The organism is Desulfovibrio sp. JC022 (assembly GCF_010470665.1).
In the GTDB taxonomy this organism is placed as follows: domain Bacteria; phylum Desulfobacterota; class Desulfovibrionia; order Desulfovibrionales; family Desulfovibrionaceae; genus Maridesulfovibrio.
The window spans coordinates 445732-460952 of the sequence record NZ_VOPZ01000002.1; the positions used below are offsets into that span (position 1 = coordinate 445732).

Here is a 15221-nt window from a genome sequence, read left to right on the forward strand (position 1 = left end):
ATGTTTCTGACATTCCGCCCGATTACAATACTTCAAAACAAGATCTAAATAACTTCATCAATCCCCTGTGCCATCATCATCTTAAAAAGAATCTCAATGAATTTACCGGAAACAACATCCGGCAGGGAAAACGTGGGGAGCTTATCCTCCTGCATGGCCCCGGTGCAGGCAAACCAGATTTCCCTCGAAATTTTATCCAGTCCGGGACTGAGCACATCACGCCACAACTGCCCGTTCTCGGAGCTATCCAATCCGAAAGCACGACATTGCAAGGGGCGGTAATCAAAAAGTCGGCATTTCTCATCTTCCAGCAACGGACAGACAGAATCCACACCGGAAAGACAGAACCCCGCTTCGTTGTCTGCGGACAACTCCCGCATGGCCTTTTTTTCAGCCCGTGCAGTAACCACGGCTTTTTCAATCACTGCCAGCCTATCCTCATGGGAAAGCTCAAGGTTAACGCAATGGCTCAGGTGAAGGGCCTCAGCCAGAGTCATGTTCAGCGGGGTGCGGCAGCAGCGATCATGATCCAACCCGCATTGCTGAAGATCTTTAAATTTTACAGCCCGCTGCTCCACACTGCCAGCCAGTTCAAGGTAATCATTAAAAAACGGAGAAAGGTCGACCTTGCGCTTGAATTCCACACAAGGAGTGCGAGCGGTCAACCTGCCGCTTCTGCGCCCATACTTGCGAATGGTCCACCACTGGGAAAAATTAGCGGGTTTGGAACGCAGGTCCTTCATCTTGCGTCCAGCCAGCTTATGACCCAGCCCACGCCGCAACAGGTAGGCATTCAGCACGGTTCCGGTCCTGCCGATACCGTGGCGGCAATGGATAAGCACCTTCTTACCCAGATAAATGGCCTCATCAAGCCATTCAAGCCCGTTCTCCAGTTCCACCAGTCCCGGTGCTTCTTCGTCCTCAAGGGGCAGATAATAAACCTCAAATCCGGCACTTTGCTCGATTTCATGCAGGTCGCAGAACTCACCGCAAAGATTGATAATACCATCGATGCCCTGCGCTTTAAGGGAATCAAGCTGGGCATGGCTCATGGGTGCACATCCCACCGCAAGCTGGTCGGTCACCCATGTCGGTTTATAGGCATGACCGCTATTCTGCTCAGACATCAATTCCCTCCACTGCCGATATAAATTTCTTAAGTTCCGCTTCCACCTGCCCGGCATTATCAAGCCGCATATCCATCATCCGGGTTACTGCCATCAAATAACCCAGAACCGTAAGCTGGCGCGAAGTGGCAGTTGAATCAAGACGGGAGCTGAAAGCCTGCAACGTATCTCCGTGTATTTCAATCTCAAATCCATAATGATCAAGGGCCTTGCGTATAAATTCTAAACGCAGAACCCGGTTATCAAATCCGGCCCCGCCTCCCTTGAAACGAAACTTGATATAATTCTGCCCGGAAATATCTCCGCACAGGGAATCCACCTCGGAAAAATGATAACCGAACCGAACCAGCAAATGCAGGTAATCTTCGGCAAGCAGTCCGTAACTGGCAAGCAGTTTGGAGTCCTTGCTGAGAATCCCGGCGGACATACGATCGAAATCCTCCCAGTCCACATGGGTCATTTCCTCGGGCCATACTACCCGCTCATCGGCAAGCCCCTGCCAGAATGCCTGCATGGGAACGCTGCGCACATCATCCGGTTGAATTTCTTTTTTCTGCTCAACTCCGGAATCAAGTCCCCGCTCCAGATCAATCAGATACACCACCAGCGGCAGAGAGGTTGCAAGCCGCTTTGAATTGCCCATGCCCAGTCCGCGTTTATCTATCAGCGAAAACATTTCCTGTACTGCCATCTCATGGCAATAACGCACAAGATCATGCATGGATTTACACCCGGACGGACTGAAATTTTCATCTTGAGGATCAACAAGGTTCAGATGTACCAGCGGAGAAACCATATCCGCATACAGATCAAGAACACGGGGAGAAACCTGCCTATCACAGCAATTACGGGTTAGCACCTCCTCAACACAGCCGCTGTAAACTGCCCCGGACATGCCGTCTACTGTGACCAACTGCCCCGGCTCAAAGCGGTCCAGCACATCTCCCACCAGCACGGGAATTCCCATCTCCCTTGCCACGGAACCAAAATGGCTGGCCCTGCTTCCGGCAACGGAAAGAACCCCGTTTATTTTAGTGGCAAAGGTCAACAGTGCAGGCTTCAAAGCCGGAGTTACCACAATAGCCCCTTCAGGAATACGGGCGATCTCCTCACCGCTGCGTGCAAAATAAATTTCACCGCACCCCGCGCCTCCGGCCGCCCTTTCCAAATTTTCAATAATCGGCATAGCTGCGATGGGGACGTGAGCAACACTCTGCCCGTCAGCTTCCTGCTGCAAAGGGCGGGTCTGAAGAATGTGAAATTGTCCATCCTTATCCACAGCCCATTCCATGTCCTGCGGACAGCCGAACTGCTCTTCCAGCTTCAATCCGCATTTTGCAAGTTGAATGAGCATACGTTCGTCAGGCAAAGCGGCACGGTCAAAAGCGCATTCACTGACCAGCCGAGGCTCTTTGCCACGATGCAATGATGCCTTAACCGGAACAACGCTTCCGTCCACAAGAGAGCCGCCAAGTCCGGATACACCGTAAATCCCCACACTGTCCCTGCTGAGGCAATCCGGGTCCATGGAATAAACGACCCCGGAACTGCGGGCATCTATCATGGGTACGATGAGCACCGCCATGGCAGTATCATCATCGGTCAAGCCATTGGAAATACGGTAGGACACAGCACGGGGGCAATACTTCCCGGCCAGCACCCTCTTGTACGCTTCCAGCACATCATCAGGATGAACATCAAGCTCACTGGCGTATTGTCCGGCAAATGATATTTCACTGTCCTCAGCCAAGGCACTGGAACGCACGGCCAGCCTCCCTGTTCCGTCCAGATAAATTCCCAGTCCGCGTTCAATCTCCCCGGCAACTCCGGGCGGCACTTCCCCGTTAAGAAGCAGCTCTTGCAGCTCAAGGGTCAAGGAGGACAGCAAGCGCACATTGCCTACTTCCATGTGGCAAAGCCTCTTATTCACAGCCTCGCGCAGGTTGTTGTAGTCCAGGTAAGCCTGAAAAGCATTGGCAGTGACCACAAATCCGGGAAGGGCTTCCACATGCCCCAGCCCGTGCACCCGACCAAGATTAGCCGCCTTGCCTCCTGCCAGCTGCGGGCACTCCCCGGCTGCGGCAAGAGGCACTGTATATGGAGTACCTGAATCAGGCACAGGCAGGGCTACAACTCCTTGGGCCATTGAATCAATACGCTTAACTTCTTCTAATAATTCGCGAAACCTGTACGGATGCATTTGCTGCAACTCTCCGATCATTCCGTAAACAGCCTGCGCCAACTGCTTATACGAGCAGTTAACCTGCATGCGGTCCGCAAGTGTTTTCCCGTAAAACAACTCCTCAAGGTCAGCTATAAAATCAAGGGCTTGAGAATCATATTCCAACAGAATCTTGAACGCCTCATACTTCCGTTGCAGCAAAGCTCGCGGAGCCAGTAATGATTCGGCCCAGAATTTCCAATTATCGAATGGAAGCATAGGTTCTCCGGGACAGGATTGAGGTTTAAAATTCTACTTGCAGACAGGTTATCGCATTATAGCCTGAAATTACACCCCGCAGTACTTGTTTTCAGCAATTACTTTTCCCGGCAACACATCTTTTTTACATGACATATTGATTTTATCCCCCTGGCAAGATACATGATTAATAAGGCCCTTTGTGCTGTAGTCATAACATTAGGAAATAAACCGCCCGTCAAGGTATTCGGAGATATTTCAGACAATGAATTATATAAAAAAATGGTGGCTGGCTTTATGCTTTATCTCGCTGACAATAATCCTCACCACGATAATCATTATCCCCCACTCCACTACCTCCCGCAACGCCTTGTCCGGACTGGCCCGTGATATTATGCTTAATATTTCGGCCTATACGCTGGACAAATCCGAAAGCTACCTGCGTCCTGCGGAGAATGCTGCCGAGCTGACCCGTTTCCTAGCGGACAGCAATATTGTCAGCAGTGATAATTATGAAAATATGATCAAATATTTCAGCGAACAACTTTCCCTCTACCGGCAGCTTTCAGGCATTTACTACGGTACCATCAAGGGTGAATTTTTCATGGTGTCCCGCTCCGATGATAAAATCAAAAACGGGTTACTTTCAAAAACAATTCTTTTTGAAAACGGAGCAAGAAAAGTAACCAAAATATGGAGCACCGCTGATCAAAAGATTATGCAAAGAGATCTGGTTCCTCTGGATAAATACGATCCCCGGAAGCGGCCGTGGTTCATTGAAGCACTTATGGCTAATGATGTAATATGGACCGAACCATACATTTTTTTCACCAGCCAAGAACCGGGCATAACCACAGCAAGCCCGGTCTACAATAAAAAAGGGGAGCTTCAAGGCGTTGTCGGAGTGGATATTACTATTGCGGAACTTTCAACATTTTTAAGCACCCTGAGCATAGGGCGCAACGGCAAAGCCTTTATAGTAGACACAAGCGGCAATGTTGTGGCCTTTCCCGACCTTGAAGCTTTGAAACAAACCTCGCAGAATAATAAAATCCGCTTAAGTAAAATTAACGAACTCTCCGACCCTGCATGCCGCAAGGCTTATAAATCTTTAAAACTCTCCCCGGATCAACTTCCGCAAAAACCTGTATTCACATCCTTCGAGCATCAGGGATCACGTTATAATGCAGTCTTCACTCCCTTCAAAAATGCCCATTGGCCTTGGATCATCGGACTATACATCCCGGAAAATGACTATCTGGGAGAAATTAAGGAAGATCACAGACTCAGTCTCGTAACCGCAGCTCTGGCAATTCTGCTCTCAGGATTAATCGGCTGGATTGTAGCCCGTAAAATCAATGCAGCTAAAGAGGAAGCCATAGCTGCAAACCATGCCAAGAGCCATTTTCTGGCTGTTATGAGCCATGAAATAAGAACCCCCATGAACGTAATCCTCGGAACAACCGACCTGCTCAAGGATTCCACTCCTCGCGAAGACCAGAAGAAATATATCAAACTTCTCGATAACGCCGGAGAAGGATTGCTTTCCCTGATCAACGATATCCTCGACATGTCCAAGGTGGAAGCAGGATTACTTGACTTAGAAAGTATTAATTTCAACCCTTCAAAAATCATGCGCCAGTGCTGCAATGTTTTTGAACACTCAGCATCAAACAAAGGGATTGAGCTGGCCTGCCGAATTGACGGAAAACTTCCGGACCTTGTCGAAGGTGATCCTGTAAGGGTTAAGCAGGTACTGCTGAACCTCATCGGCAACGCAGTAAAATTTACCGATTCAGGGGGAGTTTACGTACAAGCCGGACACACAATTCTTGCAGACGGCAAGGTCGAATTACAATTTGAGATTCAAGATACCGGACCGGGAATCCCCGAAAACAGGCAGGATGCAATATTTGAACACTTTACTCAGGCAGATAACTCCATAACCCGTGAATATCAGGGAACCGGGCTGGGACTTTCAATCAGTAAAAAACTATGTGAATTGATGAACGGCAACATAACAGTCTCCAGTTCACCGGGGAATGGCAGCACATTTATCTTTACCATTACACTTAAAGAAATTCCGGCCTCCGCTGCATCAGAAGATAATACAGACAAGCTGACTGAAAATAGAACTCTGCCCCGCAAGGTATTGCTTATCGAAGACAACAAAAGCAACCGCCTTCTTTTCAAGCACTTCATTTCCGAATCCCCTCACACTATGAAATGTGCGTCAAACGGGGAAGAAGGCATTGAATTATATAAAGAGTTTCAGCCTGATATAATTTTCATGGATATAGAAATGCCCGTAATGGATGGCTATAAGGCCACTGAAGAAATTCGCGACTGGGAACGGATCATAGGTTTATCCCCTGTACCGATTATTGCTCTTTCCGCCCATGCAATCAAAGGCACAGCTGAATCAGCCCGCAATGCCGGATGCTCCAGCTACATGACCAAACCAATCACAAAATTACAATTTCTCGAACGTATCGAAAGAAAAAATTATTCATAAGAAATATATTTAATAAGTTTTTGGCTTTCAAAGTAAAGTTAATAAGAATCATTATTGACAAATGTTTTAAACAGGAGCATAAACTACTGTAAATTACATTGTCGGTGTATTAATATTGTCGGATCCATAAGCAGGAACAACGGCTGAAAAATCCGCAAGGAGAAAATTATGAATTCCAGAAGAAAATTCATGGCTATGTCCGCCGCAGCCACAGCGGCAATCCTCATGCCGGTAACCAACGCCGCTGCCGGAAAGAGCCGCAAATACCCTTCCAACGTTGTTTACACCCGAAAAGATCCGGGCGTATGGAGTAAAAAGGCCGGATCACACCTTCCACAAGTGGAGGTAAAAAACGGCAAAGTAATCATCCGCACCCTGCATCCCATGACCGAAAAACATTATATTGTCCGCCACACTCTGGTGGATGCAGATGGCAATATTATCGGCACAAAGACCTTTTCCAATACCGACGAGAAAGCTGTATCCCGTTTCAAAATTCCAGCCGGCAGCAAGGGTAAAAAATTCTTTGCTACCAGCTTCTGTAACAAGCATGATTTCTGGATTTCCCCGGTAACACTATAGCCCGGTAAGCGGACTCTACTCTCACGCTCGAAAATCTTACCCAGCTAAAAGGAGAACGCATTAATGTATTTCAAACAATTAACAACTGAAGGTCTCGGCTGTTACTCATATGTAATCGGCTGTCCCGCCGCAGGAGAAATGCTCATTGTGGACCCACGCAGGGATGTTCAGGAATATCTGGATATTTCCCGCGAAGAGGGCATGAAGATTACCCGGGTAATCAACACTCATGTCCACGCGGACCATGTTGGCGGTGAGCAGGAGCTTAAATCCATTGTCGGAGCGGAACTTTTCATCCATGAAAACGCAGAGGTGGGTTATGAACACAAACCCATCAAAGAAGGCGACACCATCACTGTGGGAGCAGCCAAACTTGATTTCCTGCACACCCCCGGTCACACCCCCAACGCCATCTCTATCATGGTTACCGACATCATGCGCGGCAATGAACCGTGGATGATTCTCACCGGTGACCTGCTTTTTGTGGGGGATATCGGACGCCCGGACCTTCCCGGCGACGAGATTCTCGATGAACAGGTGGCAAATCTCTACGACAGCCTGTACGTCAAACTTGGTAAGCTGCCTGACTATTTGGAAGTTTACCCGGCCCACGGACAGGGGTCTCTTTGCGGTAAGGGCATGAGTGCCAAGCCGAGTACCACGCTGGGGTATGAAAGACGTTACAACCCCATGCTCCAGTTCGAGAACTTCGAGGATTTCAAGGCCAAGGTGCTGGAATCATTCCCCAGCCGCCCAAAATCCTTCACCCACATCATCAATACCAACTTCAAAGGCGCGCCCCTGCTGGAACGCTGCCCCCTTGACCGGGCCATGAACCCGGAAAAATTCAAACAGATGATTGATCAGGGCTGTACAGTTATTGATGTGCGCGACGCTGCCGGCTTCGGTGGTTTCCACATTCCTGGCAGCATCAACATCGGCCTTGAAAAACAACTCGCCAACTGGGTGGGTATGGCTGTTGAACCGGACTCCGACCTGTTGCTGGTGGTCAATTCCAAAGAAGATTACGCCCGTATGTGCACAGAGCTGCACCGCATCGGTTACGACAGGATTTTCGGCTACCTGCACGGCGGCATTTCTGCATGGCTCATGGCCGGATACCCGGTTGAAAATCTGGCCCAGAAATCAGCAAAGCAATTACGCGATGCCATGGCCGAGGGAAAAGACTTCACCCTCCTTGATGTACGCACCCCTGCGGAAATTGCAGGAGGACGAATTAAAGGCTCCATGCACAAACCCTTTGCCAAGGTTCTTGATGAAGGAATTGATGTGGAAAAAAACACCCCGGTCATCGTCATGTGCGGATCAGGATACCGTTCAAATATTGTGGGAAGTTACCTGCAAAACAGTGGCTTCACGCAAGTCTGCTCGCTAGCTGGCGGGGCCATTGCGTGGTCCAGATCAGGCTACGAACTTGAATAATAAATAACAAAATCCCGGAACCTAAGTTCCGGGATTTTGTTATTCCTCAAAAATATAAAAAACATCATCTATTAATCTTCGAATCTCCGGCAACATTTCAATAAGTTGCTCGGCTGTAATGCCGATTTTTTCCCACGCAGTCCGGTCAATGTATCCGATTACCGGAGAAATTCCCAATTCGTACCCTAAAGCCTGCGCAATAAAATCAGCCACGTGAATGACCATGGCATCGGGATCAGTTTTCACCTTGCGCGGATTATGGTGTCCCCATGCCGCAGCAATCAGCTGCCGGGGAAATTTCCACTTCATAAGAATATAACCGCCGAGATCAGCATGGTTAAATCCGAGCATCTCATGCTCTGCCTTGTAAAGATTATATCCATCGCTACAGGCCAATTTAAAAATATCCACTGCCATACTGTAATCGCTTTCAAATATTACGTGCAGCCCGATATCATGCATCAAACCACCGGCGAAAAACCGTTCCGGATCTCCAAGTCCGGCGATAAAAGCAATTTCCTGCGCCACAACTCCGCAGGCTATGGAATGTTTCCAAAATTTTACCAAATCGAGAACAGCATCATCGGAACGTTTAAACAAACTCAACGACGCAGTTCCAAGGGCAAGAGTTCCGGCCTTTTCAAATCCGAGCAGTTCAACGGCTTTTGACGGAGTTTCAATTTTCCCTTCAAGCTTGTAAAGGCCGCTGTTTGCGAGTCGCAAAACCGCAGCAGCAAGCTTGGGCTCCCTGCCGATTATCTCGGTAAGGTCTCCAATAGTACTTTTAGGGTCATCGATGATTTCCTGCAACTGAATCTGAACTTGAGGCAGCGAGGGAAGCACAAACGATCCGGTAAGAAAATCACCCGGACCTTTAGGTTTCGTCCCGCTCCATGGTTCAATTTCAGCAGAGAAAATTCGGGGCATAAAAGAATCAGGATCAGCAAGCATCTGCTTGTAGACACGTTTAAAGGCCTCCTTCTTGAGCAACCTGACCAAGTCGGAATTCCCGGCCTGAATAAAAAGACTGCGCACATGTTGCGCAGCTGCTTCTTTGATATCCGGCCTTAATTTATATTGCTTCCCGATTTTCACTAACTTCCCAATTTTATTTAATTTACCTTAAGCAGGATTTAATATTTCAAAAATTTCTTCAATCATTTTTTGCACTTCGGGGACCATGTCAACAAACATATCTCCGCTAAGCCCAAAACTTTCATAAATTTCCTGATCCAAAACACCAAGCACAGTGGACAAGCCAAGATGGTAGCCCAAAGCTCTGGAGATAAAATCAGCCACGTGAATTATTCCGGCATCAGGATCTTTCTTGGCTTTATTCGGATTATGATGGGCCGCAGCCGCAACCACCAAAGATTTCGGAAAATTCCAATCCCTGATAATAACTCCACCGAGAGCAGCATGGTCAAAACCAAGCAGCTCCATCTCCGCATCGTAAAGACTGTTTCCATTCTTACGGGCTAACTCGTACAGTTCAAGCCCAAGGCTCTTGTCGCTTTCAAAAATAACATAAAGACCTATATCGTGGAGCATTCCGGCTACAAAAAACCGCTCAGTATCCTGAATCCCGGCCAGTTTTGCTATTTCCTGCGCAATAACTCCGCAGGCAATAGCGTGTTTCCAGAATTTCTCAACCTGTAAAACCTGAACTCCCTCACTCCGCTTAAACAGGCTAAGCGAAACAGTTCCAAGAGCTAAGGAGCTGGCCTGCTTAAATCCCAGCAAGGCCACCGCCCGTGAAGTTGTATCCACCTCAGTGCGAAAGCTGTACATGGCACTGTTTGCCAGCCGCAAAATAGAGGCCACCAGTTTGGGGTCTTTATTAAGCACCTCAGCCAGATCATCAGCCGAACTGTCCGGATCTTTAATAACCTTTTGAATCTCCAACAAAACCTGCGGTAAAGAAGGAAGAACCACCTTTGATTTCAAAAAATCCTGCGGACTATCAGGCTTAGCACCACTCCACGGCTCAATGTCAGCCGGACGGGGCCGGGCCATGAATTCATCCGGTTCAACAACCATTTTTTTATAGACATTCTTGAATGCTTCCTTTTTCAGCATCCGAATGAACTCAGAGTCATCAGCCTGACTGAAAAGATTTCTCACATATTTAATGGCCGCGTCTTTAATCTGCGGATTAAGCGTTGTCGTCTGTTCTACTTCCTGCATATATGTCCTTTTAAAAATTCATTACAACTAAGATTTTCCGGCCCACTCAACAGTGCGTCCCAAGCCGTCCTCAAAAGAGACTTCGGCCACAAAACCTTCAGCTGATATTTTACTCACGTCTGCGCAGGAATGTTTGATATCCCCGGCCCGTTCCGGTTTAAAATCAATCTCTTCCGGCGCAGAAGTCAAACCCGCTATAACCGTGGCAAGCTCACGCACCGATCTGCCTCTGCCCGTACCCACGTTATAGACACCGGTCAACGGCCCCCGGCCCTGTCCGTCAAGCCCGGCCGCTATAAGATAAGAGGTAACCACATCGGAAACATACAGGAAATCCCTTGTCTGCTCCCCGTCCCCGAAGATGACCATATTCTTACCGGCCAGCCCGAAATCAACAAAACGGGAAATCACTCCGCTGTACTGGCTGGTAGGATCCTGACGCGGACCGAATATATTGAAAAACCGCAAAGAACATCCGTAGCCCGACTGAGCAATATACGCTGAGGACTGATACTTCGCCACCCCGTAAGGGCTGAGCTGCTCGGCCTCATCAGCATATTCTTCCTTCACCGGAAGCCGATCCTCATTGCCGTATTCCGCTGCGGACCCGGCAAAAACAAAACGGGAAATCCCCAGTTTCTGCGCTGCATCAAGCATATCCCGGTTGGCTTCAAAATTTACCTGCATGGTCAACTCAGGATGCTCAACGGAATATGGAACACTGACCACTGCCGCCAACTGAAAGACAACATCAAGTTCAGGGTGGGTCTGTTTCAAATCAGTGAGCAAACCGTCTTCAGTGATGGATTTTTCATAAAAACTGAAACCGGCATGGTTTCTAAATCCTTCCATGTTATGGACATAGCCACTGGCAAAATTATCCACTCCCACCACAGAATGCCCGGCATCAAGCAGTGTCTGCGTAAGATGGCTGCCGATAAATCCGGCGCATCCGGTAACAAGACAGTTTTTGGTCATCTCCCCTCCCACCGTAATATTAGAACAACGGCTGACTTGAAAAAGTTATGTACTCCAGATCACGCACACTTTTTGAAACAAGGTAATAGGAAAACATCAATGAAATAAAACAGGAATAGCAGTAACCATAACCGTAAAAAGTAAAACCCAGCTGCATGCTCAGCCATGTCAACACCACGTTACTGAGCAGAAAAACAAGAGTTACAGCCAGAACTTCCTTACGCAGGTCAAAATAAAAAAGGATAATCACTGCCACGGAAAGCATAACCTGCATCAGCGACCCCACAAGGGCAATCTGCAAAAGAGGCTGCTGTAAAGGCGAAAGCCCCACCAACTCGATGAATTCGGGAGCCATAAAAATACAAAGCATGGTCAGGGAGCCTTGTACGATCAGAATTTCACGCAAACTTTCCTTGAGCATCCTGATCATACCCTGCTTTTCCTGCAAGATGCTGGAGAGGTCTTCCTTGGAAATTATTTTCGCAAAATAGTCATGATAATGCTCGTAAAATTTGGTTTCAATCTTGACCAGAAAGATGGCCAAAGTCGGCACAATAGTCAGATAGGCGAAAAATATCGGCCCTTCATACATGTCGTGAGTGCGCAGGTAAGGGACCACCATTCTGGAATCCGGCGCAAACCAGAACATGATCTTATCCACCCAGATGGCGAGGTTGAAAAACATCCCGATCAGGGCCAGCTCCCAATATTTGATAAAATAAGAAAACATCTCCGAATCCCAGACCCGGCCCGGCGGAAATTCAGCAAGCAAGCGGGCCAGCAGCCAGAAAAAAATAACAGCTTGTCCGAAAGTATATCCCAGCAGATAACCTTCAAGTCCGAAAAGCGGATAAAGAAGGAAGGCTGTGCCTACGCTACACGAGGTCCCCACAGCGAAAGCCTGTACAATAGAACGAAAATCCTTGACGGCTGAAAGAAAAATCATAGTCAGCCAGATCATGGCCACAATGAGGAAAAGTACCACCGCGATTATCTTGTAAGTGAAGGTCAGCTCAAAGAACCAGATCCCTCCCACACCGAGAACAGCCCCGGCAGCCAGAACAATTATCGTGCTGGTGGAGAAAGCGGTCAGGGTTATCTTCTCATCGCCCATGTAGAAACGGTCAGCAAGATAGCGGGTCACCACAAGCTGGATATAGCCCACATAGATGAGGGTGAAGGCATAGACATATACAATGGTGGTCCGAAAAATATCCTGATCCTGCGGGGAAAAACCGGAATAGGAATATAACCCCAGTACCGCAAGACAGAGTACACTCATGAGCCACGGGCCGGAGGAAACCATTGCCGCGTACAAATACGCCGAGACATCGGAAAGAAAGCTATCCCCGCGCAGCATTTTTCTAAGTTCAAATCCTATTCCAGCCATACGCTACTCCAGATCGTCCATTGCCATGTAATCCTTGTAAATTTTCAAATAAGTCTCATTGAGATCCGACTCTTTATAAAACGTCTTAACCCGCTCAATCCCGGCCTTCGACATCTTGCTACGCAGGATCGGGCTGGTCAGGATTTTTAGGATGGCCTCCCCGGTACTGACCGGGTCCGCAACCTTGGTCACAATACCGGACGGTCCCAGAGCCTGATCCGCCACAGTGCGCCCTTCAAGGAGTTCCCGGCAGGAGCCTACATCCGAGGCAACCGCTGGAATACCTGCACAATTGGCCTCCATAATAACCAACGGCTGAGCCTCACTGATGCTTGTCAACACAATTAAATCAAGGCCCGGCAGGTAATCCGTAACCCGGACCTTGCCTGTGAATTCCACCACATCCTCAAGATGCAACAAACGAACAAGGTTCACGCACTCTTCAAAGTACTCCTTATCCTCCTCAGTAGGTCCCATGATGTAGACCTTAAGCTTCTCAATCTTGATGGATACGATCTTGACGGCCCGCAGAAAAGTTTTCACATCCTTGATGGGAACCACCCTACCCACAAACCCTACTGCAAACTCAGTCTGCCCCATGTAGTCATGATCTTCGGGCTTAAGTCCCAGAAAATTATCTAGACTGATGCCGTTAGGAATAATCCTGATTTTGTCCGGGTCGGCACCCTCCTGAATCTCAAGCTGGCGGTTTCCTTCATACAGGGTATAAATTGCCGAAGAATAATCATAACACAAGCGGGCCAGCTGCTCGAACATCCTGATCCAAAAAGTCTGGAATGCACCGAGTTTACTTTCAATGCGCATCCGCTCATCTTCCTTACGGTAAACCCATTCAGCCTGAGAAATTTCGATCTTGCGTTCCTTGACGTAAATACCGTGCTCGGTAAGCAGCAGCGGACGTCCGGTCATAACCCTTGCAACAACCCCGAGCATCCCTGCATATCCAGTAGAAATAGTGTGATAAACCCGTGCCTTGGGCAAATCCAGTGGAAGCATCTTAAAGATAGGCAGATGGGTGAACCGATAGGTCCAGAAATAATCAATAAAAGATTCATCGTTACTGTCCGGCTTATATCTCTCAACCAGCATATTCCATGCTTTCTTGCCATGGAACAACTCAGAAAGTGGAAATTTATCATCACGGAACAACTCAACCATTTCCTTCATCATGCTGATATCATTTCGGTCCATGCGGTAATGGAATTTCCTGAGCTTCTCCATATTCCCGCCGGAAATCTTCTTGAACGGATTTTGTGAAATTTCAACTTCGTCATGCAGGTAAACAATCTTAAGATCGACGAAATTATCCGGTACATCGTAACGGTATTCGGCCTTTTCCTTGGAAGAAGCGAGAATGCAGACCGCTGTAAAGGTCAACTCCGGCATCCCTTTAATCAAATTGTGAATCCAAGTGGACACACCTCCGGCAACAAAGGGATAAGTTCCCTCAAGAAGAAGGCAGACATCGTATTGCTTATCAGAGCTCATGTTCTACCCCGCTGAAATCAGCTTCATTTCCTTCTGCGCCGGACAATGTATTTTCCATCCAGAAATTATAAATCAAAGTTTTGAAAGGGTCGGCAGATTTAAGTTCAGGTTGCGCCCGCAATTGTTCCACCTCCTGAAAAAGGGCGATGAAATTACCCATTTCAAAAAATGTCCTGCAAATCCCCAAACGCGATTCAAGCTCAAGTTCCGGGTCCTTCATTGTCTCGCGGTAAATATGCAAAGATTCACTGAAACTTTTGCTCTCGACATATGATTCAGCAAGACGCATCAGGTAATCCTTGTTTTCCTGATCTTTTTCAACGGCCTTGCGCCAATGTTCGCAGGCAAAAGCCATGGTTCGGACCTGCATGTTAACTTCCGGCAATCCGCTTCGGGCATAATTCCGGTAAGTGGAGGCAAGCTCGGCATGGGCCTGCGCGCTGTCATACTTTTCAGCACGGAAACGGGCCTTATCCACAGCATCGGCGTAATCCTCCTCAAGCCGTGTCAAAGCTGTGTGAGCATAAAAACGGACCTCGGCACTTTCATCAGAAAGACTCTTACGCAAAAGACTGACCGCCTCAGCAGAACCTATGCGGCGCAGCAGGTTTACCGCTCCCCTTTTCATCTCCATGTCATCGCCTGACAGAATATCTGCGATGGGATGGACATCAACTTCATCATATAAAAAACCAGTAATATCCGTGGGCAAATCAACATCCAGCCCGGAGCCTTCATAGGCCTTTTCCTTATATTCCTCAGCCAGTCCATGACTTTGCATAAAAACACGGGCTGCAAGCAAAGTCATGGAGATCCCAAACAATCCGATCAAGGGCATGAAAAGGGTAAAAAGAGCGGCAATACGAGGATAATAAAAACCCATTCCGGGCAGGGCCCACGGCTTGGGAGCAGTAAAAAGTATAAAGGACAAACCGGAAAAAACATGAGCTGTAATTGCGGCGTAGACGTACCAGGATACAGCTTCCCTGTTCAGGTACAGCCAAACGGCTCCACCCTCAAAAAGGTAGGAAGCAACAAAAGATCCCAGCAGGCGCAAACGCGCCATTCTGA

At 48.1% G+C, this 15221-nt stretch carries 11 protein-coding genes; 3 read left to right on the forward strand and 8 right to left on the reverse strand.

Going from position 1 to position 15221, the window contains the following annotated elements; all coding sequences use genetic code 11:
- Window positions 1-44: 44 nt before the first annotated feature.
- Both FMS18_RS05125 and FMS18_RS05130 read right to left on the reverse strand, forming a co-directional pair.
- The gene (locus FMS18_RS05125; RefSeq protein WP_163292665.1) at window positions 45-1127 is read right to left on the reverse strand and encodes a dual specificity protein phosphatase family protein; all 1083 of its coding nucleotides are present in this window, start codon (window positions 1125-1127) and stop codon (window positions 45-47) included.
- Entirely contained in the window at window positions 1120-3567 is a 2448-nt protein-coding gene (locus FMS18_RS05130) for a PEP/pyruvate-binding domain-containing protein (protein WP_163292666.1), read from the reverse strand. The genes FMS18_RS05125 and FMS18_RS05130 overlap by 8 nt, the downstream gene beginning before the upstream one ends.
- 244 nt (window positions 3568-3811) lie before the next feature.
- Here FMS18_RS05130 and FMS18_RS05135 point away from each other — a divergent pair, with 244 nt between their 5' ends.
- The 3 genes from FMS18_RS05135 (at window position 3812) to FMS18_RS05145 (ending at window position 8086) form a co-directional block, all read left to right on the forward strand.
- Complete coding sequence (locus FMS18_RS05135; RefSeq protein ID WP_163292667.1) at window positions 3812-6061, forward strand: hybrid sensor histidine kinase/response regulator; 2250 nt, start codon at window positions 3812-3814, stop codon at window positions 6059-6061.
- Between the two features lie 168 nt (window positions 6062-6229).
- Entirely contained in the window at window positions 6230-6643 is a 414-nt protein-coding gene (locus FMS18_RS05140; RefSeq protein ID WP_163292668.1) for a desulfoferrodoxin family protein, read from the forward strand.
- Between the two features lie 63 nt (window positions 6644-6706).
- Window positions 6707-8086: a rhodanese-like domain-containing protein gene (locus FMS18_RS05145; RefSeq protein ID WP_163292669.1), complete on the forward strand. Its 1380-nt coding sequence runs from the start codon at window positions 6707-6709 to the stop codon at window positions 8084-8086.
- A 39-nt stretch (window positions 8087-8125) separates the two neighbouring features.
- Here the strand turns inward: FMS18_RS05145 and FMS18_RS05150 are convergent, their stop codons facing one another.
- The 6 genes from FMS18_RS05150 to FMS18_RS05175 are packed head-to-tail and all read right to left on the reverse strand — an operon-like array spanning window position 8126 to window position 15216.
- On the reverse strand, window positions 8126-9181 hold the full coding sequence (locus tag FMS18_RS05150) for an HDOD domain-containing protein (protein WP_163292670.1): 1056 nt from the start codon (window positions 9179-9181) through the stop codon (window positions 8126-8128).
- 27 nt (window positions 9182-9208) lie between these two features.
- Window positions 9209-10273, reverse strand: a complete 1065-nt coding sequence (locus FMS18_RS05155; RefSeq protein ID WP_163292671.1) for an HDOD domain-containing protein — start codon at window positions 10271-10273, stop codon at window positions 9209-9211.
- Window positions 10274-10300: 27 nt separating this feature from the next.
- A complete protein-coding gene (locus FMS18_RS05160) occupies window positions 10301-11251 on the reverse strand; it encodes an NAD-dependent epimerase/dehydratase family protein (RefSeq protein ID WP_163292672.1) in 951 nt (316 codons plus the stop codon).
- 19 nt (window positions 11252-11270) lie between these two features.
- The gene (pelG, locus tag FMS18_RS05165) at window positions 11271-12641 is read right to left on the reverse strand and encodes an exopolysaccharide Pel transporter PelG (RefSeq protein WP_163292673.1); all 1371 of its coding nucleotides are present in this window, start codon (window positions 12639-12641) and stop codon (window positions 11271-11273) included.
- A 3-nt stretch (window positions 12642-12644) separates the two neighbouring features.
- The gene (gene pelF / locus FMS18_RS05170) at window positions 12645-14150 is read right to left on the reverse strand and encodes a GT4 family glycosyltransferase PelF (protein WP_163292674.1); all 1506 of its coding nucleotides are present in this window, start codon (window positions 14148-14150) and stop codon (window positions 12645-12647) included.
- Complete coding sequence (locus tag FMS18_RS05175; RefSeq protein ID WP_203544515.1) at window positions 14140-15216, reverse strand: HEAT repeat domain-containing protein; 1077 nt, start codon at window positions 15214-15216, stop codon at window positions 14140-14142. Before FMS18_RS05175 ends, pelF begins: the two co-directional genes overlap by 11 nt.
- Window positions 15217-15221 lie beyond the last annotated feature (5 nt).